This is a genomic window from Priestia aryabhattai, assembly GCF_023715685.1.
Taxonomy (GTDB): domain Bacteria; phylum Bacillota; class Bacilli; order Bacillales; family Bacillaceae_H; genus Priestia; species Priestia aryabhattai_B.
Genome location: NZ_JAMBOQ010000001.1, coordinates 1,106,205 through 1,131,316, shown reverse-complemented (window position 1 = coordinate 1,131,316; position 25,112 = coordinate 1,106,205). Strand labels below are relative to the sequence as shown.

Sequence of the window (25,112 nt, the reverse complement as noted above, 5' to 3'; positions counted from 1 at the left end):
GAGAGGCCAATGTCAATTGTAATTGGATTAACGGGCGGAATTGCTAGTGGAAAAAGCACGGTAACCGGAATGCTGAGAGATATTAATATTCCAGTAATCGATGCTGACCACATTGCAAAAGAAGTCGTCGAACCAGGAAAAGAAGCATACAAACAAATTGTAGAGACATTCGGCCGTGCCATTCTTCACGAGAATGCGGAGATCAATCGAGCGGCTTTAGGGGAAATTGTGTTTTATCAAGAGGAAGAACGTAAAAAGTTGAATGCAATTGTACACCCTGCGGTAAGAAAAGAAATGCTTTCTCAAAAGGAAAGGTATATCGAGGAAGGATACGATGCTGTGGTATTAGATATTCCGCTGCTGTTTGAAAGTGATTTGACACACTTAGTCGATAAAGTAGTGGTTGTATATGTCGATGAGCCTGTGCAGCTAGAAAGGTTAAAGTCTCGTAATGATCTCTCGACGGAGGATGCCTATGCACGTATCCACTCACAGCTGCCTTTAATTCAAAAAGTAGCCTTAGCCGATGCGGTGATCAACAACAACGGACCTGTAGAGGAAACAAAACAACAGCTTTTAAGTATATTGGCCCTGTGGCTAGATTAAAGAGGCTGAGACAAAAGTGTTTTAGTTGAAGGAAAATCCGAACGAGTTTGATTCTTGATGGAGAATCAAACTCGTTCGGATTTTTTCATTGGTAGGGTGAACGTAGGTTTCATGTATGTAGGTGCTTCTAGCTGTTGATTGGAGAGCAAGGCGAAGACTCCTGCGGGAAAAGCGGAATAGGTGAGACCCCGCAGGAGCGGAAGCGACGAGGAGGCTCATCGGCCGCCCGCGGAAAGCGAAGCCTTGCACGGAAATTAACAGCCGTGTAACAAGCGATCCATACTAGATCGTTTATCCAATTTGTTTGTCTTTAGAGTCCATTGATTTAGGTATGTCTCAATCTCTTTTTTTATTGAGAATATTTAAGGGCTTCTAAAAAAGAATGTGTTAAATATCTGTTCTCGCTATATACATATAGTAAAACTTAATTAAAATAATTTATTAAAAAAAATTAATATTATTCACTTTTTAAATATTTATGTTATACTATTCAATATAAAAAGTTAAATAGTATAACACATATAGAGAGGGGTATAGCCATGAAAGCACGTATTGCCATTAATGGTTTTGGGAGAATAGGAAGAATGGTGTTTCGCACAGCGATTATAGAGGAGAATTTAAATATTATTGCAATAAATGCATCTTATCCAGCAGAAACATTAGCACATTTAATCAAATATGACTCTATACACGGACCATTTAATGGAGATGTTAAATGTGATGATGATGCGCTAATTGTTAACGGTAAAAGAATTCAGCTATTAAATTCACGTGATCCGCTGAATTTACCTTGGAAAGAGCTTGGGATTGATTTAGTTGTTGAAGCAACAGGGAAATTTAATTCAAGAGAAAAAGCGCAGTTACATATTGAAGCAGGTGCGAAAAAAGTTGTCTTAACGGCACCGGGTAAACAAGAAGATATTACCATTGTGATGGGCGTAAACGAACGAGAGTTTGATGTGAATCAGCATAACATTATTTCCAATGCCTCTTGTACGACAAATTGTCTAGCTCCAGTTGTCAAGGTGTTAGACGAAGCGTTCACAATTGAAAACGGTTTAATGACGACCGTTCATGCATATACAAATGATCAAAAGAATATCGATAATCCGCATAAAGACTTGCGAAGAGCCCGTGCGTGTGCTCAATCAATTATTCCTACAACAACTGGAGCAGCCAAGGCACTTTCATTAGTTCTTCCTCATTTGAAAGGAAAGCTTCATGGGATGGCGCTGCGCGTGCCAACGCCGAACGTATCACTTGTCGATTTAGTTGTGGATGTAAGGAAACCTGTGACGATGGAAGATGTTAATTTAGCGTTTATTAAAGCTGCTGAAGGACCATTAAAGAATATTTTAAATTTAACAATGGAACCACTCGTATCAATTGACTTTAATACAAACCCTCATTCAGCTATTGTAGATGGACTATCCACGATCGTAATGGAAGATCATAAAATTAAAGTGTTAGCTTGGTACGATAACGAGTGGGGCTACTCTCAGCGCGTAGTCGATTTGGTAAGATATATTGCTGCAGAAATGCGTAAGGGATCAAAAATAAGAGTAAGCTAAGAAAGCTATGGATTGCTTTTAAAAAAACAGGGAGCTATCGCCCTGTTTTTTTTTGTTTTTATTCAAAAGAATAGGGAAAAGCAATAAGATAAGCATGCAAAGGGGTGTTTCTTTTCCTCAATTTTAATAAAAAATTAATAGTCGTTTAGCAGCTTTTACACACTGTCTCGCGAGAATACAGGGGTAATTTGTATAGGTCTATCTGCAAGAACAATCTTTAATAAAATCAAAACACGTATTGCAAAATAAATGTAAACAAAGTATACTATGTTTCGTGAACTTCTTGTGTACCTTTCGGTGATGTGGCTACTTAAAGGGTTAGGACCTCTTTGGACTAACTTTCCCCCGTGGTAGTTAACATGCTATATGGCGAAAGAACTTCATGTTTAACGATTAAAAATTGTTAAAGGGGGAAATATCATTATGGAAACAATGGGTCGTCATGTCATCTCAGAATTATGGGGATGCGATTTCGATAAGTTAAATGATATTGATTATATTGAAAAAACGTTTGTTGATGCAGCTTTAAAATCTGGTGCGGAAGTTCGCGAAGTAGCGTTCCATAAATTTGCACCTCAAGGTGTAAGTGGCGTTGTTATTATTTCAGAATCACATTTAACGATTCACAGCTTCCCAGAGCATGGTTATGCAAGTATTGATGTTTATACTTGTGGTCATTTAGATCCTACAATCGCAGCAGATTATATTGCAGATGCTCTAAGTGCACAGACACGTGAAACAATTGAATTACCACGTGGAATGGGTCCTGTTCAGGTAAAACAAACTAAAGTGAATGCACTTTAATAGTGTTGATTGATTACGTAAGTTAAGAGGTGTATTACACACCTCTTTTTAGTATATACATTTTTAATACGCAAAAACAAAGGGGATAACAACATGGGGGTAGTACAAGCAGTTAAATCTTTATTTTCTAATCATGTAGAAACAAGCGATCACCATTCAGATCCAACTCTAAAAACGCATTATTACAAAACAACGGCTGGGAATGCATTTAAGCAAGTTCATGAAGTATTGAAGCACATGCAAGGGATAGAGATACTTGCTGCGTATGAAGAGCGAGGAGAAATTAGCTTAAACGTTGTAAAAGGAAGAAAAGCTTTTGTTGTCATTACCATTATTAGCGTACGTCCTCTTGAAACCGCTATCGATTTTTCTGCTACAACAGAGTCAAAAGTGATGCCAGTTGATTTTGGTTTTAGTAAAGAACTTGTACGTACGCTTTATAAGAGCTTTGATCAAAAACTTATTCCTCTTTCTTCGTAAGTTCCTTATCATTTTTGAATTTCAGGAAATAAAATGGGGAAATTCCTTTTCCTTTACTTGTATTCAAGCCTTGTTTTCTATAAGATGGAATAAAGTAAATCCTTTAATATAGCATCTTGTTTGTTAAAGGAAATGATGATAACAATCATAATAAATGGCGAATAGCCGGCTAACATAGATGAAAATTAACTTATATGAGAGAAAATAAAAAGAAAAACAAGGTTTATTATTGGAGCTGAGAATATGAAGTGCCCATCCTGTCATTACAATGGAACGAGAGTGCTGGACTCGCGCCCTGTAGAAGAAGGCCGCTCTATTCGTAGAAGACGTGAATGCGAAGAGTGTCACTATCGTTTTACAACTTTTGAGAAAGTAGAAGAACTTCCGTTAATTGTTGTAAAAAAAGATGGAGCGAGAGAAGAGTTCAGCAAAGACAAAATCCTTCGAGGGTTAATTAAGGCGTGTGAAAAACGCCAAGTAAGCTTAAAACAATTAGAAGATACTGTACACGATATTGAAACGGAGCTGCGCAGTCAGGGTACATCAGAGGTGCAGTCAGATGTGGTAGGAGAAATGGTGATGGAGCGATTAGCTGCTATCGATGAAGTCTCTTATGTTCGATTTGCTTCTGTATACCGACAATTTAAAGACATCAATGTATTTATTGATGAATTAAAAGATTTGATTAAGAAGGAACGACTGTAAAAGAGCTATTGAAGTATTCTTTAGGCTCTTTTTTTGTCATTTCTATTACTTTAAAAGTAGGTAGGGAACGACATGAAAGAACAACACTGGAAAGAAATGATACCGGTCGATCGTTATGTTGTTCGTTCGAACGGCATACTGCAGGAATACGACCGAAAGATTTTAACAATGCTCTATCAGCCGTTGGTGGGTACGACGTGTTTTGGTTTGTATATGACGTTATGGAGCGAGCTGGAACAAGATCGTTTATGGGGAAAAGAGTCCACGCATCATCATCTAATGTCAATGATGCAAATTAATTTGAAAGCTATTTACCATGAGCGGTTAAAATTAGAAGGCATTGGTTTGTTAAAAACATATATTAAGGAAGAAGATGATGTTCGTGTGTTCATTTATGAGCTCATTCCTCCTCTTACGCCCCATCAGTTCTTTAACGATGGCGTGTTAAATGTATATTTATATAACCGACTAGGAAAATCTATCTTTCAAAAAGTAAAAAATTATTTTTCGGATTCACTCGTTGATGACCAATCGTTCAAAGATGTGACGCATTCATTTAACGATGTATTTAAATCAGTTAAAGCAACGGAGCTGGCTCCAAGTTTTCAGTCTGAAAGCAAGGAGGTATTTTCTCCTGATGCTCAAACGGACTTTATGGATTCCTCAAAACGCGCTTCTATTGAGATGAGCCCGGATTCCTTTGATTTTGACTTATTTTTAGCAGGTCTAACAGATTCAATGATTTCGAAAAGGTCCATTACATCTAAAGTAAAACAAGCGATTGAAAAGCTAGCCTTTTTATACGGCATCGATCCTCTTCAAATGAAAAATGTGGTGCTCGATTCGCTAAATGAGAACGATCAAGTTGATGTTGAATTGCTTAGAAAAGCAGCACAGTCCTTTTACCAATTTGAGAATGGAGAAGCACTTCCAAATCTAAGCGAACAAATTCAGCCACCTATGCTTCGTACCATGCAGGAAAAGCAGCCTCAGACGAAGGAAGAGCAGCTCATTCAACAGCTTGAAGTGACTTCCCCCCGACAGCTGTTGATTGAGTTTTCAGGGGGAGCAGAGCCATCCAAAGCAGACCTTCAAATGATTGAAGAAGTGATGTTTAATCAAAAGCTTTCACCAGGGGTAGTAAATGTTCTGATTTACTATGTTATGCTAAGATCCGATATGAAATTATCTAAGAGCTATGTAGAGAAAATTGCTGGACACTGGGCACGCAAAAAGGTACAAACTGTTCAAGATGCCATGAATTTAGCTAAAAATGAACAGAAAGAATATCAAAATTGGACGGAAGCAAAGCAAAATAAAAAAACAGCCGGACGAAAGATTGTGCGTAAAGAAATGGTGCCAGATTGGCTGAACGATGAAGAAAAAGAAGAGAAAAAGCAGCCTTCAAAAGAAGTGGACGGATTTGAAGAAGAAAAACGAAAGCTACAAGAAGAACTGAAGCAGTTAGATAAAGAGTTAAAACAAAAGCATAAAGAATAAAAAGCAGGTATGATAGAGATGAGGTGAAAAAGATGAAGCCTATCAATGATTCGCTAAACCAGTTAGTGAACAAAAAGGATTTTAAAGCACGCTTAGAAGCATTAAAAAACAGTATCCTGTCTAATTCCGAAGTTAAAACGTTTCTGCAAGAGCATCGCCATGAGTTAGATGAGCAAATGGTTGACCGAGGCTTGATGAAGATGCATGAATTTATTGACCAAAGCAAATGCTGTGACAAATGCCCTTCTCTGCAAAGCTGTGTCAACATGGTGAAGGGATACCACCCTCAGCTGGTTGTGAAAGGCCGTAACATTGATTTGCAGTATGAACGCTGTCCTAGGAAAGTGCAAGAAGAGGAGCGAAAAGAACAAGAATCTTTTATTCAGTGTATGTATGTGCCCAAAGAAATTTTACAGGCAACAATGTCTGATATTGAAATTGAGCAGGGAAGATTTGAAGCCATTAAACTAGTAAGAGATTTTGTGCGAGAATATGAGCCAAATAAGAAAATGAAAGCTTTATATTTACACGGTTCGTTTGGTGTGGGGAAAACTTATTTTCTTGGAGCAATTGCCAATGCGTTAGCCGAAAAGAAAGTGAAATCTACAATTCTTTATGTCCCGGAGTTTTTGCGTGAGTTAAAAGGTTCTTTTCAAGATCAAAGCTTCAATGAGAAGATAGAGTATGTCAAAAAAGTACCGGTTCTTATGCTTGATGATCTCGGAGCAGAATCCGTAACGAGCTGGATGAGAGACGATGTGTTGGGCACGATTTTGCAGTTCCGCATGCTTGAAAATTTGCCGACATTTTTTAGTTCGAATTTAAATTTTAAAGAGCTTCAACATCATTTGACTTATACACAAAGAGGCGAGCAGGAAGAGCTCAAAGCCGCTCGTGTCATGGAACGAATTAAGTCTCTAGCCATTCCTGTTGAAATGAATGGAGAGAATAAACGAAATAGATGAGCAGGTCGTTTTACATTTCTTGTAACGACTTGCTCATTTTTTTGCATGTTGCCCCATATACATTAATAAAGCGTGTCCAAAGGGGGGCTATGAGGAATGAAAATATTCTTTAAATATGTAGAAGACGCAGTCGTTGTATATGAGTCTTTATGCGCTAAGCGAAGCGCTTTATCATATGGTTCACAGTGCTTGAAGTTGGTGAATAATCAGCTTTTAGTAATTGATGAGACATACAATAGAGAGGCCATTTTACAAGACATGGTAATACCGGTATTAACGCACGTGATTTTAAAAAAGAAAGAAAAAAAGATGATGGTAAACATATTAAAAGAACAATTTTTCTATTCAGAAGAGGAAGAGCAAGATTTGCTGCTTCAAATTATGGGGGGGATTATGGAAGGAGAGAGAGGCGAAATTCCGCAAAAAACATTTTCTCTTCCAAGAGAATTACTTATCCGCCAGGCTCTTCAAGACTTCTTCATTCATAATGTAACATTCACCTTTGAGTCTTTTCTCCAATTCCGTTTAAAAGAATATCAAGAGCGGCTGCGCTATTATGCTGAGCTGGCGATTGATGAATATAAGCTTGAACAAGACTATCAAATTCTTATTCATCAGCTGCGTCAAGCAGCTAATGAAAGACAGTCATCTACAGGTGATGTGTATGTGATGCACTTGAATAAAAACAAGTTTGTATTGTACGACCACAGCAGTAGATATGTTCCTGAACGTGAATGTGCAGCTCTAGCAGAGGCCTTTTTATCTGAACAAGAATCATTATACATAGACTCAACTATTATCGCGCCTTTGCTAAGTTTATCTCCAGCTGCTATTCATCTGTATAGCGACCAGCATGATCATGATTTTGTTTATACCATTCAAAATATCTTCCAAGAAAAAGTTATGTTATACGAAAAAAATGAATTTCCGTTTGATCAAAAGCAAAATATAACGTGAAAGGTTGATTTCTATTTTGAAAATGAATATAATAAATGCATATTGAAAAACAGCTATATGTTACAAGTTATGATGAGGACATGAGTGTATATTTACGGTTTGTAGAGAGGGAGATCTAGGCTGAAAATCTCCTAACACGGAATATATTCTTACCACCTCTAAACTTCAGTAGTAAACGAGCAGCGTCTCTAGTAATTACTGACGGAATTTCCGTTATAAAACCTCGAGCCGCTTCGGGTTCTTTGGGTTATCCAAGATACGAAGAGGAAACAAGGGTGGTACCGCGTGTATACACAACTCGTCCCTTTTTATAAGGGACGAGTTTTTTGTTTTTACAAAAAGTTTATTCAGTTATGTTAAAGGAGTGGAAAGTTGTGTCAGAAGTAATCAAAATGACATTTCCTGATGGAGCTGTTAAAGAGTATCCAAAAGGATCATCAACAGAAGATATTGCGGCTTCTATTAGCCCGGGATTAAAGAAAAAAGCATTAGCAGGTAAAGTAAACGGCGAGCTACTGGATTTACGTACGCCAATCGAACAAGATGGCAGTCTTGAAATCATTACGCAAGATGCTCCTGAAGCGCTTGAAATTATGCGTCATAGTACAGCGCATTTAATGGCTCAAGCAATCAAACGTTTATACAAAGATGCAAAAGTACAGCTAGGTGTAGGACCGGTCATTGAAAATGGTTTTTACTATGATATCGATATGGAAGATTCAATTACTCCTGAAGATTTAGGTAAAATTGAAAAAGAAATGAAAAAAATCGTTAATTCAAATATTGAAATTGAACGAAAAGAAGTTTCTCGGGAAGAAGCAATTCAACTTTATAAAGAAGTCGGCGATGAACTAAAACTTGAATTGATCGATGCGATTCCAGCAGGTGAAAAGGTTACGATTTACCAACAAGGCGAATTCTTTGACCTTTGTCGAGGCGTGCACGTGCCGTCAACAGGCAAAATTAAAGAATTTAAACTATTAAGCGTGGCTGGTGCTTATTGGCGCGGAGACAGTGATAATCAAATGCTGCAGCGTATTTACGGTACAGCATTCTTTACAAAAGCAGATTTAGACGAGCATCTTCGTCTTCTTGAAGAAGCAAAAGAACGTGACCACCGTAAACTTGGTAAAGAGTTAAACTTATTTACAAACTCTCAAAAAGTAGGACAAGGTCTGCCTTTATGGCTTCCAAAAGGTGCGACAATCCGCCGTATTATCGAGCGTTATATCGTAGATAAAGAAGTAAGCCTTGGTTATCAGCACGTTTACACTCCAGTGCTGGGAAGTGTAGAACTTTACAAAACGTCTGGCCACTGGGAGCACTACCAAGATGACATGTTCCCTGCAATGGAAATGGATAACGAGGACCTGGTTCTTCGTCCAATGAACTGTCCTCATCACATGATGGTTTACAAACAAGGTATTCACAGCTATCGTGAGCTTCCAATCCGTATTGCTGAGCTTGGAACGATGCACCGCTACGAAATGTCAGGAGCATTATCAGGACTTCAGCGTGTTCGAGGCATGACGCTAAATGATGCGCATATCTTTGTACGACCGGATCAAATCAAAGAAGAATTTATTCGTGTGGTTCGCTTAGTTGAAGCGGTTTATAAAGATTTTGGATTTGAAAATTATTCATTCCGTCTATCTTACCGTGACCCTGAAGATACAGAAAAATACTTCGATGATGATGCAATGTGGGAAAAAGCACAAAGCATGTTAAAAGACGCAATGGATGAACTTGACCTTGATTATTATGAAGTTGAAGGCGAAGCGGCATTCTACGGTCCAAAGCTAGATGTTCAAGTTAAAACGGCTCTTGGTAAAGAAGAGACGCTATCTACAGTTCAATTGGATTTCTTACTTCCTGAACGCTTTGATTTAACGTATGTAGGAGAAGACGGAAAACAACATCGACCTGTTGTTATTCACCGCGGCGTGGTGTCAACAATGGAACGCTTTGTAGCTTTCTTAATCGAAGAATACAAAGGAGCTTTCCCAACGTGGTTAGCACCTGTACAAGTTCAAGTGATTCCGGTATCACCTACGGTTCACCTTGAGTATGCAAAAGAAGTGCAAGAACAGCTTCAGCTTGCGGGTATTCGTGTGGAACTTGATTCTCGCGATGAGAAAATTGGCTATAAAATCCGTGAGGCTCAAATGCAAAAAATTCCTTACATGCTTGTTGTAGGGGATAAAGAAGTAGAGGATAAAGCAGTAAACGTACGTAAATATGGTGAGCAGGATTCAGAAACAGTGAATTTCCAAGCCTTTTTACAAAATGTAAAAGCAGAAGCATCTCGTTAATGGAAAAAGCAGAGAATCGAAATTCTCTGCTTTTTTATCTAACATTTATAAAAAACTGTTGCATAAATGTTTTTCCTTTGATACAATAACTTTTGTTGTGAAAAAAGAACGAAATCATTGACTTTTGTCTTTGTTGATACTATAATAGCTTAAGTAATTGAATACTTGTTTATACAGAAGAAGAAGCACCCGCTTCTCACCTGAGTGACGCATAGAGCAGTTAGCAGGTACATCGTATCTTAATTAAAACGATAGAAGTGTGGGTGCAGTATGTACTCACACTTTTTTGTGTGAGTTAATAATCGGTCTAAGCAAGCGTATTCGCTCATTAAACCTTGGAGGTGGCTACTTATTAGCAAGGACATGATGGTAAACGAGGGCATTCGAGCTCGCGAAGTTCGTCTAATTGATCAAAACGGTGAACAATTAGGAATTAAATCAAAAAATGAAGCATTAGAAATTGCTTCACGAGTAAATCTTGACTTAGTAATGGTTGCTGCAAATGCGAAACCGCCGGTATGTCGTATTATGGACTACGGTAAATTCCGTTATGAGCAACAACGTAAAGAAAGAGAAGCTCGTAAAAACCAAAAAGTTGTAAACTTAAAAGAAGTTCGTTTAAGTCCAACAATTGATGAACATGATTTTAACACTAAACTTCGTAACGCACGCAAGTTCCTTGAAAAAGGTGACAAAGTGAAAGCGTCTATTCGCTTTAAAGGTCGTGCCATTACTCATAAAGGGATTGGCCAAAAAGTACTTGAACGTTTTTCACAAGCTTGCGAAGATGTAAGTTCAGTTGAATCGGCTCCTAAAATGGAAGGCCGCAGCATGTTCTTAGTCTTGGCACCTAAAAACGAAAAGTAATAGAACGAGGAGGAACACCCCATGCCAAAAATGAAAACACATCGTGGCGCTGCAAAGCGTTTCAAAAAGACTGGAAGCGGTAAATTAAAACGTGCTCGTGCTTACACAAGCCATTTATTCGCTAACAAATCTACAAAACAAAAGCGTAAATTACGTAAAGGTTCTTTAGTAAGCAAAGGTGACTTCAAACGTATCCGTCACTTATTAGATAACATTAAGTAATTTGGGTTGAGATAGAAACAATACAGGAGGTAAACAATTATGCCACGCGTAAAAGGCGGTACAGTAACACGCAAACGTCGTAAAAAAGTTTTAAAATTAGCTAAAGGTTTCTTCGGTTCGAAGCATAGATTATATAAAGTTGCTAATCAGCAAGTTATGAAATCTCACATGTATGCTTATCGTGACCGTCGTCAGAAAAAACGTGACTTCCGTAAATTATGGATCACACGTATCAATGCAGCTGCTCGTATGAACGGTCTTTCTTATAGCCGTTTAATGCACGGTTTAAAATTAGCAGGTATTGAAGTTAACCGCAAAATGCTTGCTGACTTAGCTGTAGCTGATGAAAAAGCATTTGCTGAATTAGCAACTGCTGCTAAAAAAGGCTTAGATAAGTAATTAATATAAAGTCTCGTCATCTTTAGATGATGAGGCTTTTTTGCTATCGGAGGACATATCATGAATGAACTGCTGCTTACCTATTTTATTGTCATTAATATAGTAGGAATAGGAATGATGTATAGAGATAAACAAAAAGCGAAAAGACATGAGTGGAGAATTGCCGAAAGCACACTGTGGACGGTAGCTGCTATCGGAGGAGCCATTGGAGGACTGATTGGTATGTATTGCTATCGTCATAAAACGAAGCACACATCGTTTACAGTAGGTTTTCCTATTCTTTCCGCTCTTGATCTACTTTTCTTTTTCGTTATCAGCTGAGCACAAATGATTTTGTGCTCAGTGTAAAAATTCTCGAACGGGGCTTTTCCAGCGAATAGGAGCATTTGGATACATGTCGTGTACGTGGTTTTCCAGCAGCTTGAAATCTTGTTTTTGCAGTTCATGTAATCGAGATGGATCTGTTAACACCATTGTAATTGACAAAGACTCTGGTTCATTGGGATTGCTGTATTTTTCTCCTTCAAATAAAATACCTTTATACGTTAGTAGAAAATTTTTGCGGATATTCGTTTTTTCGTCAACGACAAAAAATTGCTGATGTTCCTGAGCTGCTACAAGCTTCCGCTTTGGACTGCGAAAATGCTGAACCAATTTTAATAGTGTGTAAGCAACAAGCGCGAAAATGAACACGCGAACGATAACAATAACAAACATAACGCTCCCTCCTTTACAAGGCACAGTTTTCTTACTTTACGTTCGAGTCTCTAAAAAGTTTCATGATTTTTGATATAATTTCTTTATTGGTTTAAAAAGAAGAAGATATACATAATTACAGGAGTGATTACATTGAATTTACAACAGCTATTTACCATGCAGCGCCAGCTGGATCAGCATATAGAGGATAAGCATCAGCTTCATAAGGAAGACTTGGTTCCGAGAAAGCTTTTAGCCCTGCTTGTCGAAATGGGAGAGCTGGCAAACGAAACGCGCTGCTTCAAATTTTGGAGCGTTAAACCTCCCGCTGAAGATGCTGTTATTTTAGAAGAATTTGTGGACGGCGTACATTTTATTCTTTCTTTAGGTATTGAAAAAGGATACGATGATTTGACTGAGCTGCCAAAAGCAAAAGCAAGTGATTCAAAAACAGCACAATTTTTACAGGTATTTGCACAAGTTTCTGCTTTCGAGCAGGACCTGTCGAAAGAAAGCTATGTGAACATGTTCGTATCTTACATGGCGCTTGGCGATATGTTTGGTTTTTCCGCTGAACATATTGAAGGGGCGTACATCTCAAAAAATGAAGTGAATTTTAAACGCCAAGAACAAGGATACTAGAAATAAAGTGATGGGAAATTTTAATTCAACCTCTTTTTAGCTATAATAGAGGTATACATATGAAAGGGGTAATCCATATGACAAAGTTAGATGAAACATTAACGATGCTTAAAGCACTAACAGATGCAAAAGGAATTCCTGGCAATGAACGTGAACCGCGTGAGGTTATGAAGAAATATATTGCACCTTATGCAGATGAAGTAACGACGGATGGACTAGGCAGTTTGATTGCGAAAAAAGTGGGCAACGAACAAGGGCCTAAAATTATGGTAGCCGGTCACTTAGATGAAGTAGGTTTTATGGTGACTCAAATTGATGAACGCGGCTTTATTCGTTTTCAAACGGTAGGCGGATGGTGGTCTCAAGTCATGCTTGCTCAACGTGTAACCATCGTTACATCTAAAGGAGAGGTAACGGGGATTATTGGCTCGAAGCCTCCTCATATCCTGCCTCCAGAAGTTCGTAAAAAGCCAGTTGACATTAAAGATATGTTCATCGATATTGGCGCCTCTAGTAGAGAAGAAGTAGCGGAGTGGGGAGTGAAACCTGGTGATCAGGTTGTGCCTTATTTCGAATTTACGGTTATGAACAACGAAAAGATGCTGCTAGCGAAAGCCTGGGATAACCGTATTGGCTGTGCAATCGCTATTGATGTATTAAAAGCTTTAAAGAATGAAACACACGAAAATGTTGTGTATGGTGTAGGAACGGTGCAAGAAGAAGTTGGACTTCGAGGTGCAAAAACATCCGCTAACTTTATTGAACCGGATATTGCATTTGCTGTTGATGTCGGTATCGCTGGAGATACACCTGGCGTTTCTGATAAAGAAGCATCTTCTAAAATGGGAGATGGTCCGCAAATCATTTTATATGATGCTTCCATGGTTTCTCATAAAGGACTTCGAGATACAGTGGTAGATGTGGCAGATGAATTAAATATTCCGTATCAATTTGATGCAATCGCTGGAGGCGGTACGGACTCAGGTTCTATCCATATTTCAGCTAACGGTGTGCCAGCACTTTCGATTACAATTGCAACTCGTTATATCCATTCTCATGCAGCGATGCTTCATCGTGATGATTATGAAAATGCAGTTAAATTAATTGCCGAAGTAATTAAACGCTTAGACCGAGATACGGTTAACGCAATTACGTATAATTAAAAAAAGCTCATTCTCTTAGGAGAATGAGCTTTTTGTTGTACATAGGAAAAGGCTATTTATTTTAAACCGTTTTCAAGCGTTGTCAGAATTTCTTCTTTTTCTGATTCTGGAGACTTTTCCCAAAGCACCTCAAATAAAACACCAAGTCCAGGGAGCATTTTTTCTTCACCGCTTTGAATAGCGTCAGAAATTGTAGCTTCAAGCTCTTCTTTTGAGTTTCCTGAAACGTTTGCAATAACAGCATTTCGTAAATTAAGATCCATCATTTTCACCTCAGCTATCGTAAAGTTACCAATAGTTTTTGTTTTCTTTGCGATTTCTATGTACAATAAAGTGAAACTTATCTAATGATTATTGAGCAAAATGTAATCGAACTATTTATTTTTGTATAGATAAAGGAGTTATGTTTGTGAAACAAATTGATTCAGTTAAAAATCCGCAGGTAAAAGCGTGGAAAAAGCTGCATAATAAAAAAGACCGTGATAAACAAGGTCTTTTTATGGTAGAAGGCTTTCATTTAGTCGAAGAAGCTATCAAAAATAACGATTGCGTAAAGGAACTCATTATACGCGAATCGACCGAAGTGCCAGCACAGTGGAATATAGAGGGTATAGAAATAACCGTTGTAAACGAAGCAATTATTAAATTATTATCTGACACAGAAGCACCTCAAGGAATTATCGCTGTGTGTTTTCAAACGAAGTATGCAGAAATCATTCATACAGCACAGAAAGTATTGCTTTTAGATGCAGTGCAAGATCCAGGTAACCTAGGCACAATTATTCGAACAGCTGATGCTGCCGGAGTGGACGCTATTGTCGTTGGAGAGGGCAGCGTGGATGTGTATAACCCAAAAGTCGTTCGTTCAACGCAAGGAGCTATTTTTCATCTTCCGATTGTAAAAGGTGACTTACTGGAAATGATTTCACTGTTAAAAGAAAAAGGAATAGCAGTTTACGGCACGTCGTTACAAAATGGAAAGGCCTATACAAGCGTAAAACCTTCAAACGAATTTGCGCTGATTGTGGGAAATGAAGGAAGCGGTGTAAGTGAGAAAGTGTTGAAACAAACGGATCAGAATCTGTACATTCCCATCTATGGAAAGAGCGAGTCGCTAAATGTTGCCATCGCTTCTGGAATCTTACTTTATTATTTACGCGGAATGTAGTTGCATCGAGAACGTGTTTTCACTATAATAATACAATAGTTACATATGTAAAAAACGATGAAAGAGAGCAGTAGCTTATGTCCGTTTATGCAGGGAGAAAATGCCGTGACTGAAAGCATTTTTATAAATGTAATAAGTGAATTCACCTCTTGAGTTGACACTTAGACCATCTTACATAGATGTAAAGGTGTTCCGGAGATTCCGTTAACTTGAATGAAGTGAACTGTATACGTCTGCGTATATAGTTAACAAGGGTGGTAACGCGACTAATCCTCGTCCCTTTTTTGGGAGGAGGTTTTTTTATTTGTCATTTTTTACGTTAAAAGGAGGAATAAGTGATGAAAGAACGTTTACAAGAACTTCAACAAGAAGCAATTGCAAAAGTCGAAGCAGCAAGTGCTTTAAAAGAATTAAACGACGTACGCGTAGCTTATTTAGGAAAGAAAGGCCCTATCACAGAAGTACTTCGCGGTATGGGAAAACTTTCAGCTGAAGAGCGTCCCGTAATGGGAGCACTCGCAAATGAAGTACGTGAAGCTATTGCATCTAAAATTGAAGAAAAACAAACGGCGTTAGAAGCAGCCGAGGTAGAGCGTAAACTTGCTTCAGAAACAATCGACGTAACGCTGCCAGGACGCCCTGTTAAAGCAGGTACGCATCACCCGCTAACAAGCGTGGTTGAAGAAGTAGAAGATTTATTCTTAGGAATGGGCTATGAAGTAGCAGAAGGACCGGAAGTAGAGCAGGACTACTATAATTTCGAAGCGCTGAACTTGCCAAAAGGTCACCCAGCGCGTGATATGCAAGATACATTCTATATTACGGAGGAAACGCTTCTTCGTACACATACATCAACTGTTCAAGCTCGTGTTATGAACAAGAATGAAGGCAAAGGACCTGTTAAAATTATTTGCCCAGGTAAAGTGTACCGCCGCGACGACGATGATGCTACGCATTCTCATCAATTTATGCAAATTGAAGGTCTTGTAGTAGACGAAAATATTCGTATGAGCGATTTAAAAGGCACGCTTGAAGTATTTGTGAAAAAGATGTTCGGTGCAGACCGTGAAATTCGTCTTCGTCCAAGTTTCTTCCCATTCACTGAGCCGTCTGTAGAAGTAGACGTATCGTGTGCAAAATGTGGAGGTAAAGGCTGTAATGTATGTAAACAAACAGGCTGGATTGAAATTTTAGGAGCCGGCATGGTTCATCCAAATGTTCTTGAAATGGCTGGATACGATTCAACTAAATATCGTGGTTTTGCTTTTGGAATCGGTGTAGAGCGTATTGCTATGTTAAAACACGGCGTGGATGATATTCGTCATTTCTATACAAATGATGTTCGTTTCTTAGATCAATTTAAACAAGTATAAAGGAGGGACTACGATGTTTGTATCTTATCGTTGGTTACAAGAGTATGTTGACTTATCAGGCGTAACGGCAGAAGAGTTAGCTGATAAAATCACAAAAAGTGGAATTGAAGTTGAAGGTGTAGAAAACTTAAATAAAGGCATCAGCGGAGTGGTAATTGGTCACGTTGTAGAACGTGAACAGCATCCAAATGCTGATAAATTAAGCCGCTGTCAAGTAGATCTTGGTGAAGGAGAAATCGTTCAAATCGTGTGCGGGGCACCAAACGTGGCACAAGGCCAAAAAGTAGCGGTTGCAAAAGTGGGAGCTGTACTTCCAGGTAACTTTAAAATCAAGCGCGCTAAGCTTCGCGGTGAAGAATCGAACGGTATGATTTGTTCTCTTCAAGAGCTTGGCATTGAAAGCAAGCTTGTGGCAAAAGATTATCAAGAAGGCATCTTCGTCTTCCCAAGCGATGCTGAAGTAGGAGCGGATGCACTAGATGCATTAAACTTAAACGATGAAGTATTAGAACTAGGGCTAACACCAAACCGTTCAGACTGCTTAAGTATGTTGGGCGTAGCACATGAAGTAGCCGCTATTTTACGTCGTGAAGTGAAGTATCCATCAGTAAACGTGCAAACGTCTGATGAACAAGCATCTGATTATATTTCCGTTAAAGTAGAAGCAAAAGAAGACAATCCGCTTTATGTAGCGCGCGTTGTAAAAAATGTAAAAATTGCTCCGTCACCATTATGGATGCAAACGCGTTTAATGGCAGCTGGTATTCGCCCTCATAACAACGTTGTTGATATTACCAACTATATTTTGCTTGAATACGGTCAGCCGCTGCATGCTTTTGACTATGATCGTATTGGTTCAAAAGAAATTGTTGTACGTCATGCGTCAGAAGGCGAGAAGTTTGTAACACTTGATGATCAAGAGCGCGTGTTAAAAGGTAATCAGCTTGTCATTACAAACGGAAGTGAACCAGTAGCTCTTGCAGGTGTAATGGGCGGAGCAAACTCTGAAGTGAAAGACGATACGGTAAATGTTCTCATTGAATCAGCTTACTTCAAAGGCTTAACGGTTCGCCAAGCTTCAAAAGACCACGGTCTTCGCAGTGAGGCAAGCGCTCGTTTTGAAAAAGGAATTGATCCTAACCGTACGCGTGTAGCTGCTGACCGCGCAGCAGAATTAATGGCTGAATACGCTTCAGGTGAAGTGGTAAGCGGGACTGTAGAAGTAGATACACTAACTGTGGAACCTGCTGTTGTAGCTGTGTCACTTGGACGTATTAACGATGTACTTGGTACAGAGCTATCAATGGAAGAAGTACAAGATATTATGAACCGTCTTCAATTTGAAAACAAAGTGGAAGACGAAACAATTGTTGTAACAGTGCCAACTCGTAGAGGTGATATTACAATCGAAGAAGATATCGTCGAGGAAGTAGCGCGTATGTATGGCTATGACAACCTTCCTACAACGCTTCCTGTAACAGTGGCAACTCCAGGGAAATTAACAGAGTATCAGCTTGGACGCCGTAAAGTTCGCCGTTTCTTAGAGGGAGCGGGACTAGCACAAACAACAACATATTCGTTAACGAGCACTGAAAAAGCTACTCAGTTTGCACTAAATGCAACAAGTACGATTGGTTTAGCAATGCCGATGAGTGAAGATCGCAGCATCCTTCGTCAAAGCTTAGTGCCTCATTTACTTGAAGCAGTGAAGCATAATAATGCTCGTCAATCGGATTCTATTGCGCTATACGAAACAGGCTCAGTGTTCTTATCTAAAGGTGAAGGAGAATTGCCGGATGAGCAGGAGCGCGTAGCTGGTGCAATCACGGGTCTATGGCATACTCACGGCTGGCAAGGTGAAAAGAAAGCCGTTGATTTCTATGTGATTAAAGGTGTACTAGAAGGGTTATTTGCACAGCTTGGTTTAGAGAAAAGAATCTCATATGCTCCCGTTAAAAAAGACGGTATGCACCCTGGACGTACAGCGGCTGTATGGTTAGATGAAAAAGAAATTGGATACGTAGGTCAAGTTCATCCTGTTGCTCAGAAACAGTATGGTCTTCGTGAAACATACGTATTTGAATTACACCTTCAAGAGCTATTAGCTGCAGATGTCGAAGAAGTTCGTTATTCAGCTATTCCAAGATTCCCATCTATTACACGTGATATTGCACTTGTTGTAGATAAAAACGTTCTTGCAGGAGAAGTTCAGCGCGTCATCTATGCAGCGGGCGGAGAACTTTTAAAAGATGTGACGGTGTTTGACCTATATGAAGGCGAGCGTATGGAAGAAGGCAAGAAATCTGTAGCTTTCTCTTTACGTTATTTAGATCCTGAACGTACATTAACAGATGAAGAAGTAGCAAAAGCACACGGTGCAGTGTTAGAAGCTGTTGAAAAAGAATTTGGTGCAACGCTTCGTTCATAAGAATAAAAAAAGAGATGTGGATTTCCACATCTCTTATTTTTTAGCTAATTTTAAAGCTTTTTCTGTATTAGCAAAATGGATTTTAGCTAAAGAGTTCAGCGCATTGACGCCATGTTTTTTAATAATTTTAGCAGCGGCGATATCAACTTGTGCTCCAGCTCCGCGAGGAATGACCATCCCGGTCTTTTCCGTTAGCAAATCCATTTGTTTTAAAAATGCGTATCTGGCAATAATGGAAGCAGCAGCTACAGATAAATGAACGCTTTCTCCTTTTGTACTGAAAAAGACATTTTCTTTGATAATCTCTTTTTCCTTTACCACGTGTTTATAATAGGTGTTTTTTTCAACAAACTGGTCAATTAAGATGGCATCAGGTTTTTCAGGATCCAATTTTTTTAACACGTTGGATAAAGCCTTGTTGTGCAACAGTGCTTTCATTTTACCTTGTGACATGCCTTTTTCTTGAAATGCATTATACTTTTCGTTATGTAAGACAAGCAAACTGTAGGGAATAAACGAAACAAGCTGCTTGGCAATTTCAATGATTTTAGCATCCGTTAACTCTTTTGAATCTCGTACTCCTAATTCTTTTAACAAAGGAAGCTGCTCTTTTTGAACATAGGCAGCAACAACGGTCATAGGGCCAAAATAATCTCCTGTCCCTACTTCGTCAGAACCGATGACGGATAGTGAGCTGAAGTTTGATGGGAGGTGTGAGGCAGGAACCTTTTTGGCAGCATCTAAAGGGCCTCCCCATTTAGCCGCTTCTGTTTCAGCTTCTTTTCCTTGAAAAAGTACTTTTCCAGAGCGGTACGCAGTGATAGAACAGCCGGGGGTTTTAGCTGCAAAAATACTTCCCTGCGGCAGTTTAGGCTGCAAATAGGATGTGTAATGAAGTTTCATTTTAGCTATTTGATCAGCTGATACCTTAATAACAGCATGTGACATAATGCTTCACTCCTTTCGGGGTATTTTAGTTTACTTTATAAGCACTATCCCTTATGATAGCTTAAATATAGATATGTTTCCATTGAAGTCTTCTTCGTGGTATGATAGGGATTAGGATTTTTCGTGGAACGGAGGATTTTCTCGTGTCAAGACAAGATAAAACACGTGCGACAGTTGACATCTTTGGTCAGCAGTACAGCATCGTCGGTAGCGAAAGTACAAGCCACATTCGACTTGTCGCCTCTATAGTGGATGAAAAAATGCGTGAAATCAGTACTAAAAACCCTTCTTTAGATATCAATAAATTAGCAGTATTAACAGCTGTGAATGCTGTACACGAATATATAAAACTGAAAGAAGATTATGAGAGACTTGAACAAAAACTTTATGGAAAAGAGGAATGACTGAGTCAATGCTTAATATCATTTTAATTGTGTTGCTTCTTTTAGGCTTTGTAACAGGTCTTAAAAGAGGATTTATTTTGCAGCTCATTCATATTGTCAGTTTTGCGGTTTCGTTTATCGTCGCTTATATGTTTAGTGGAGATTTGGCAAGCCGACTTCGCTTGTTAATTCCGTTTCCGGACAATATTCAGCAGCAAAGTGTCGCATCATTTGTATTTGATTCTGGAACGATAGAAGACGCTTTTTATCGAATGATTGCATTTGCGATTTTATTTTTTGTTACTCACATTGTACTTCGCCTTGCGGGCTCTGTTTTAACGGCTTTAACCGAACTGCCAATTCTGCGCCAGTTAAATAAATGGGGCGGAGGTGCACTTGGATTCGTTGAAGTGTATATCATTGTTTTTATTTTGTTATACATTGGGGCCGTGATTCCTGTAAGTGAAATTCAAACGCCCATTCAACAGTCTTCAATTGCAATCAATATCGTACAAAATACTCCATATTTATCGTCTGCGATTCAAGATTTGTGGACTCAGTATGGTGTAATGTAATGAAATTACAATAGCTTGTTGAGAGGGTGTGTCGAAAGTGTCATAATACTTTTGAGATACCCTCTTTTTTTATCGCAGTCTGATCTGTGGCTCTCACGAGGATAAAGGTATTTCTGTATGGAAATTTGAGAGAGTACATATGTAACTCATCATGTTTTTGAAAGTTTCGTTATTATGATAATAGGCTGGTGAAAAGAGATGAATAAAAAGGATATTATTAAATTGTTAGAAATAATTGCTACATATATGGAATTAAAGGGAGATAACCCTTTTAAAATTTCTGCTTTTCGAAAAGCAGCTGCAGCGCTAGAAACTGACGAGAGAACGCTGACGGAGATTGAGGATTTTACAAAGCTTCAAGGGATTGGAAAAGGAACGGCTGCAGTCATTACAGAGTATATGGAAACAAATGAGTCAAGTGTATTAGAAGAACTAAAGCAAGAAGTTCCTGAAGGACTTATTCCTCTGCTCAAGCTGCCGGGACTTGGAGGTAAAAAAATCGCTAAATTATATAAAGAGCTAAATATTCGAGATATGGAATCACTGCATCAGGCATGTATGGAAAATCGAGTGCAGGGACTAAGCGGTTTTGGTAAAAAGACAGAAGAGAAAATTATCGCTGCTATTGAAGAGTTTGGGAAGCGTCCTGATCGTTTGCCTCTTGCTTTTATGCTTCCAATAGCGGAAGAAATTTTAGAAGCCCTTAAACATATGCATAGCATTGAGCGTTTTTCTCAAGCAGGGAGCATTCGCCGCATGAGGGAAACAGTAAAAGATCTTGATTTTATTATTTCAACAGCTGAACCTCATGCTGTCCGCGAACAGCTAGTATCGCTGCCAAATGTGAAGGATGTCATTGCAAATGGAGATACAAAAGTATCGGTAACGTTAGCCTATGAGTACGATGTTTCGGTAGATTTTCGTCTCGTAGAAGATAAAGCGTTTGCCACAACGCTTCATCATTTTACAGGATCAAAAGATCATAATGTGCGCATGCGTCAATTAGCAAAAGAACGCGGTGAGAAAATTAGTGAGTATGGCGTTGAAAATGCGGAGACAGGCGAAGTCATGACCTTTGAGTCTGAACAAGCATTCTATGAACATTTTGGGCTGTCTTTTATTCCGCCAGAACTTCGTGAAGATGGAACGGAAGTAGATGCATTTATAAAGCCTCAAACGCTTGTGACCTACGGTGCCGTAAAAGGTGATTTGCATATGCACTCCACGTGGAGCGACGGGGCGTATTCGATTGAAGAAATGGCGGAAGCATGTCGTGCGCGAGGCTATGAGTACATGGCGATTACAGACCATTCTCAGTATTTAAAAGTAGCTAACGGTCTAACGCCTGAACGCATTCGTAAACAGCGTGAAGAAATTAATCGTTTGAACGCACAGTTCGATGATTTTACAATATTAGCAGGAATTGAAATGGATATTTTGCCTGATGCAACACTTGATTATGATGATGAAATGCTAGCTGAGCTAGATTTTGTTATTGCGTCCATTCACTCTAGTTTTTCGCAATCTCGCGAAGAAATTATGAATCGTTTAAAGCAAGCGTTAAATAATGTTCATGTAGATTTAATCGCTCATCCGACGGGGCGGTTGATTGGCCGCCGCAACGGATATGATGTAGATATTGATATGCTAATTGAATTAGCTAAAGAAACACAAACGGCTCTTGAACTAAACGCGAATCCAAACCGTTTAGATTTAGCCGCTGAGCACATAAAAAAAGCACAAGAAGCAGGAGTTAAAATTGCGATTAATACAGATGCTCACAACCTAGACATGCTAGAGCATATGGAAATTGGAATATCTACGGGAATTAAAGGTTGGCTTAAACCAGAAACGGTATTAAATACGTATAACCTTGAAGAATTAACCGCCTTTTTAAATCGACATAAATAAGCAACAGGAGGAATCAGTTTTGCAATCACGTATTTTTCATGTACTAGAGTTTAATAAAGTTAAGGAACAGCTTCAGAAAAAAGTAGCTTCTTCTTTAGGCCGAGAAAAAGTAGCGAATTTGATTCCCTCGACTCAGTATGAAGAAGTAGTCAAATGGCAGGAAGCAACAGATGAAGCTACAACCGTGCTGCGATTGCGTGGCCACGTACCGCTAGGGGGCATCTTTGACGTTCGCCCTAGCGTAAAGCGCGCTGAAATTGGAGGAACGCTAAGCTCTAATGAACTTCTTGATGTAGCAAGCACTATTTATGCTGCAAGACAAGTAAAGCAATTTATCGAGCAAGTAGTAGAAGACGAAGGTTTACAGCTCCCAATTATAACTGAACATATCGAAAAACTAATGCCTCTTCCTGAGGTAGAACAAACAATTAAAATGAGCATTGATGAGAATGGTACAGTGCTAGACGGTGCAAGCGACCAGCTAAGAGGCATTCGTCAAAAACTTCGCTCGACGGAGTCTCGTATTCGCGAAAAGCTAGAAAGTCTTATTCGCTCATCATCTGCTCAAAAAATGTTGTCAGATGCAATTGTCACCATTCGAAATGAACGTTTTGTTATTCCTGTTAAGCAAGAGTATCGCAGTGCGTATGGAGGCATTGTGCACGATCAGTCTTCATCTGGAGCAACGTTATTTATTGAGCCGCAGGCGATTGTGACGTTAAACAATGAGCTTCAAGAAGCAAAAGTAAAAGAAAAGCAAGAAATTGAGCGTATTCTCATTGCTTTAACCGTTCAGGTAGCGGAAGTGGCAAATGAACTCCGTCAAAACGTTTATCTATTAGGTGAGCTGGACTTCATGTTTGCGAAAGGGCGTTATAGCCATGAGCTAAAAGCTTCAAAACCTAAAATGAACGACCGGGGTTATATTAAATTAGTAAAGGCAAAACATCCTCTTATTGCGCAAGAAGATGTCGTTGCTAATGATATTGAGCTAGGTGAACAATATACGTCTATCGTTATTACAGGACCAAATACCGGCGGTAAAACCGTAACGTTAAAAACACTTGGGTTATTTACGTTAATGGCTCAAGCAGGTCTGCAGATTCCTGCGCTGGATGGATCGGAAATGGCTGTATTTAAACATGTATTTGCTGATATTGGAGATGAGCAGTCGATTGAACAAAGTTTGAGTACCTTTTCATCTCATATGGTCAACATTGTAGATATTTTACAAAAAGTAGATCATGAAAGTCTGGTTTTGTTCGATGAATTAGGAGCAGGAACAGATCCTCAAGAAGGTGCAGCGCTTGCGATTTCGATTTTAGATCAAGTGTATGAAAAAGACGCTCGCGTAGTTGCGACTACTCACTACCCTGAATTAAAAGCGTACGGCTATAACCGTGAAGGAGTGGTCAATGCTAGCGTAGAGTTCGATATTGAAACATTGAGCCCTACTTACAAGCTGCTTATTGGTGTACCGGGCCGAAGCAATGCTTTTGAGATTTCAAAACGTTTGGGGTTAAGTGCAGAAGTAATTGAACGTGCCAAAGGCTATATTGGCTCAGAAACAAATAAAGTAGAAAATATGATTGCATCTCTTGAAGATAGCCGCCGCCAATCTGAACACGAGCTAGAAGAAGCTGAAGAGCTAAGAAAAGAGGCTCAGAAGCTTCATAAAGAATTACAGAGTCAGATTATTGAATTTAATGAAAAACGAGATAAGCTGTACGAAAAAGCTGAAGAAAAAGCTCAAGCCACAGTTAAAGCAGCATCTGAAGAAGCTGAGAAAATCATTAGCGACTTGCGTAAAATGAGTCAAAAAAATCATGCGCTTGTAAAAGAGCATGAATTGATTGAAGCGCGTAAGCGTCTAGAAGATGCAGTTCCAACTCTTGAAAAAAGTAAAAAGAAACCGGCTGTGCCGAAAAAACAAGAGCGCACTCTTCAAGCTGGAGATGAAGTGAAAGTCTTAAGCTGGGGACAAAAAGGAACGCTTGTGGAACGAGTAAGCAATAATGAATGGCAAGTACAAATGGGAATCATGAAAATGAAGGTGAAAGAAAAAGATCTCGAATATATCAGTTCCCCAAAACCTGTAGAAACGAAGCCGCTTGCTACGGTAAAAGGAAAAGATTATCATGTAAATCTAGAACTGGATTTAAGAGGAGAGCGCTATGAAAATGCGCTGATTCGAGTTGAAAAATATATTGATGATGCTTTGTTAGCCAACTATCCGCGTGTTTCGATTATCCATGGTAAAGGAACTGGAGCTCTTCGTAAAGGTGTACAGGAATATTTGAAAAATCATCGTTCTGTTAAAAATATTCGTTTCGGAGAAGCTTCTGAAGGAGGTTCTGGTGTTACGGTTGTGGAATTTAAATAAAAGAATGCTGAAACAAAGGTGTCAGTCGATGCGTTGAACAAGCATATATGAAGA

Annotated in this window: 26 protein-coding genes and 3 other annotated features; of the genes, 23 read left to right on the top strand and 3 right to left on the bottom strand. The window is 39.0% G+C overall.

What is annotated here, in order from left to right; genetic code table 11:
* Nucleotides 1–9: 9 nt before the first annotated feature.
* From coaE to M3225_RS05795, 14 genes are all read left to right on the top strand, one after another.
* Entirely contained in the window at nt 10–606 is a 597-nt protein-coding gene (coaE, locus tag M3225_RS05855; protein ID WP_251391644.1) for a dephospho-CoA kinase, read from the top strand.
* 134 nt (nt 607–740) lie between these two features.
* Nucleotides 741–875 (top strand): hypothetical protein, encoded by a 135-nt coding sequence (locus tag M3225_RS29445; protein WP_285885239.1) that lies wholly within the window; start codon nt 741–743, stop codon nt 873–875.
* Between the two features lie 270 nt (nt 876–1,145).
* Nucleotides 1,146–2,177, top strand: coding sequence for a glyceraldehyde-3-phosphate dehydrogenase (locus tag M3225_RS05850; RefSeq protein WP_251391643.1), 1,032 nt, complete (start codon nt 1,146–1,148; stop codon nt 2,175–2,177).
* A gap of 423 nt (nt 2,178–2,600) precedes the next feature.
* The gene (speD, locus tag M3225_RS05845) at nt 2,601–2,981 is read left to right on the top strand and encodes an adenosylmethionine decarboxylase (protein ID WP_251391642.1); all 381 of its coding nucleotides are present in this window, start codon (nt 2,601–2,603) and stop codon (nt 2,979–2,981) included.
* Nucleotides 2,982–3,074: 93 nt separating this feature from the next.
* On the top strand, nt 3,075–3,461 hold the full coding sequence (locus M3225_RS05840; RefSeq protein ID WP_251391639.1) for a cytosolic protein: 387 nt from the start codon (nt 3,075–3,077) through the stop codon (nt 3,459–3,461).
* 243 nt (nt 3,462–3,704) lie between these two features.
* Nucleotides 3,705–4,166: a transcriptional regulator NrdR gene (gene nrdR, locus M3225_RS05835; RefSeq protein WP_013059432.1), complete on the top strand. Its 462-nt coding sequence runs from the start codon at nt 3,705–3,707 to the stop codon at nt 4,164–4,166.
* Between the two features lie 72 nt (nt 4,167–4,238).
* A complete protein-coding gene (locus tag M3225_RS05830; protein WP_251391637.1) occupies nt 4,239–5,666 on the top strand; it encodes a replication initiation and membrane attachment family protein in 1,428 nt (475 codons plus the stop codon).
* Nucleotides 5,667–5,698: 32 nt separating this feature from the next.
* Nucleotides 5,699–6,631 carry a primosomal protein DnaI gene (gene dnaI, locus M3225_RS05825; protein WP_251391635.1) on the top strand — a complete coding sequence of 311 codons (933 nt, stop codon included), beginning with the start codon at nt 5,699–5,701 and terminating at the stop codon, nt 6,629–6,631.
* Nucleotides 6,632–6,727: 96 nt separating this feature from the next.
* Nucleotides 6,728–7,588, top strand: a complete 861-nt coding sequence (ytxC, locus tag M3225_RS05820) for a sporulation protein YtxC (RefSeq protein ID WP_251391633.1) — start codon at nt 6,728–6,730, stop codon at nt 7,586–7,588.
* A gap of 60 nt (nt 7,589–7,648) precedes the next feature.
* Nucleotides 7,649–7,897, top strand: a binding site (T-box leader).
* Nucleotides 7,898–7,941: 44 nt separating this feature from the next.
* Nucleotides 7,942–9,900 carry a threonine--tRNA ligase gene (thrS, locus tag M3225_RS05815; protein ID WP_374109813.1) on the top strand — a complete coding sequence of 653 codons (1,959 nt, stop codon included), beginning with the start codon at nt 7,942–7,944 and terminating at the stop codon, nt 9,898–9,900.
* Nucleotides 9,901–10,071: 171 nt separating this feature from the next.
* Nucleotides 10,072–10,194: a sequence feature (ribosomal protein L20 leader region), on the top strand.
* 69 nt (nt 10,195–10,263) lie between these two features.
* Nucleotides 10,264–10,767: a translation initiation factor IF-3 gene (gene infC, locus M3225_RS05810; protein WP_013059427.1), complete on the top strand. Its 504-nt coding sequence runs from the start codon at nt 10,264–10,266 to the stop codon at nt 10,765–10,767.
* A 21-nt stretch (nt 10,768–10,788) separates the two neighbouring features.
* Complete coding sequence (rpmI, locus tag M3225_RS05805; RefSeq protein WP_013059426.1) at nt 10,789–10,989, top strand: 50S ribosomal protein L35; 201 nt, start codon at nt 10,789–10,791, stop codon at nt 10,987–10,989.
* Nucleotides 10,990–11,028: 39 nt separating this feature from the next.
* Nucleotides 11,029–11,388 (top strand): 50S ribosomal protein L20, encoded by a 360-nt coding sequence (gene rplT, locus M3225_RS05800; RefSeq protein WP_013059425.1) that lies wholly within the window; start codon nt 11,029–11,031, stop codon nt 11,386–11,388.
* Nucleotides 11,389–11,448: 60 nt separating this feature from the next.
* The gene (locus M3225_RS05795) at nt 11,449–11,709 is read left to right on the top strand and encodes a DUF1294 domain-containing protein (RefSeq protein ID WP_251391629.1); all 261 of its coding nucleotides are present in this window, start codon (nt 11,449–11,451) and stop codon (nt 11,707–11,709) included.
* Nucleotides 11,710–11,727: 18 nt separating this feature from the next.
* Here the strand turns inward: M3225_RS05795 and M3225_RS05790 are convergent, their stop codons facing one another.
* A complete protein-coding gene (locus M3225_RS05790) occupies nt 11,728–12,105 on the bottom strand; it encodes a hypothetical protein (protein ID WP_045291158.1) in 378 nt (125 codons plus the stop codon).
* 132 nt (nt 12,106–12,237) lie between these two features.
* Between M3225_RS05790 and M3225_RS05785 the strand changes: the two genes are divergently transcribed.
* Nucleotides 12,238–12,726: a dUTP diphosphatase gene (locus M3225_RS05785; RefSeq protein ID WP_251391627.1), complete on the top strand. Its 489-nt coding sequence runs from the start codon at nt 12,238–12,240 to the stop codon at nt 12,724–12,726.
* A 77-nt stretch (nt 12,727–12,803) separates the two neighbouring features.
* Nucleotides 12,804–13,889, top strand: a complete 1,086-nt coding sequence (locus tag M3225_RS05780; protein ID WP_251391625.1) for a M42 family metallopeptidase — start codon at nt 12,804–12,806, stop codon at nt 13,887–13,889.
* Nucleotides 13,890–13,945: 56 nt separating this feature from the next.
* Here M3225_RS05780 and sspI read toward each other — a convergent pair whose 3' ends face one another.
* The gene (gene sspI / locus M3225_RS05775) at nt 13,946–14,152 is read right to left on the bottom strand and encodes a small acid-soluble spore protein SspI (protein WP_013059420.1); all 207 of its coding nucleotides are present in this window, start codon (nt 14,150–14,152) and stop codon (nt 13,946–13,948) included.
* A 140-nt stretch (nt 14,153–14,292) separates the two neighbouring features.
* On the opposite strand from sspI, the gene M3225_RS05770 reads away from it, so the two are divergent.
* The 3 genes from M3225_RS05770 to pheT all read left to right on the top strand — a co-directional run bounded on the left by M3225_RS05770 (nt 14,293) and on the right by pheT (nt 18,858).
* A complete protein-coding gene (locus tag M3225_RS05770; protein WP_251391624.1) occupies nt 14,293–15,057 on the top strand; it encodes a TrmH family RNA methyltransferase in 765 nt (254 codons plus the stop codon).
* A gap of 48 nt (nt 15,058–15,105) precedes the next feature.
* Nucleotides 15,106–15,341 (top strand) — a binding site (T-box leader).
* 54 nt (nt 15,342–15,395) lie between these two features.
* Nucleotides 15,396–16,430, top strand: coding sequence for a phenylalanine--tRNA ligase subunit alpha (gene pheS, locus M3225_RS05765; RefSeq protein WP_014458064.1), 1,035 nt, complete (start codon nt 15,396–15,398; stop codon nt 16,428–16,430).
* 13 nt (nt 16,431–16,443) lie between these two features.
* Entirely contained in the window at nt 16,444–18,858 is a 2,415-nt protein-coding gene (gene pheT, locus M3225_RS05760; protein ID WP_251391623.1) for a phenylalanine--tRNA ligase subunit beta, read from the top strand.
* Nucleotides 18,859–18,891: 33 nt separating this feature from the next.
* Here pheT and rnhC read toward each other — a convergent pair whose 3' ends face one another.
* A complete protein-coding gene (gene rnhC / locus M3225_RS05755) occupies nt 18,892–19,806 on the bottom strand; it encodes a ribonuclease HIII (protein ID WP_251391622.1) in 915 nt (304 codons plus the stop codon).
* A gap of 143 nt (nt 19,807–19,949) precedes the next feature.
* Here rnhC and zapA point away from each other — a divergent pair, with 143 nt between their 5' ends.
* The 4 genes from zapA to M3225_RS05735 all read left to right on the top strand — a co-directional run bounded on the left by zapA (nt 19,950) and on the right by M3225_RS05735 (nt 25,058).
* Nucleotides 19,950–20,210 (top strand): cell division protein ZapA, encoded by a 261-nt coding sequence (zapA, locus tag M3225_RS05750; RefSeq protein ID WP_013059415.1) that lies wholly within the window; start codon nt 19,950–19,952, stop codon nt 20,208–20,210.
* 8 nt (nt 20,211–20,218) lie between these two features.
* Nucleotides 20,219–20,764, top strand: coding sequence for a CvpA family protein (locus M3225_RS05745; RefSeq protein WP_251391621.1), 546 nt, complete (start codon nt 20,219–20,221; stop codon nt 20,762–20,764).
* A gap of 198 nt (nt 20,765–20,962) precedes the next feature.
* Nucleotides 20,963–22,675 (top strand): DNA polymerase/3'-5' exonuclease PolX, encoded by a 1,713-nt coding sequence (gene polX, locus M3225_RS05740; RefSeq protein WP_251391620.1) that lies wholly within the window; start codon nt 20,963–20,965, stop codon nt 22,673–22,675.
* Nucleotides 22,676–22,694: 19 nt separating this feature from the next.
* Entirely contained in the window at nt 22,695–25,058 is a 2,364-nt protein-coding gene (locus tag M3225_RS05735) for an endonuclease MutS2 (protein WP_251391619.1), read from the top strand.
* The last annotated feature ends 54 nt before the right edge of the window (nt 25,059–25,112 follow it).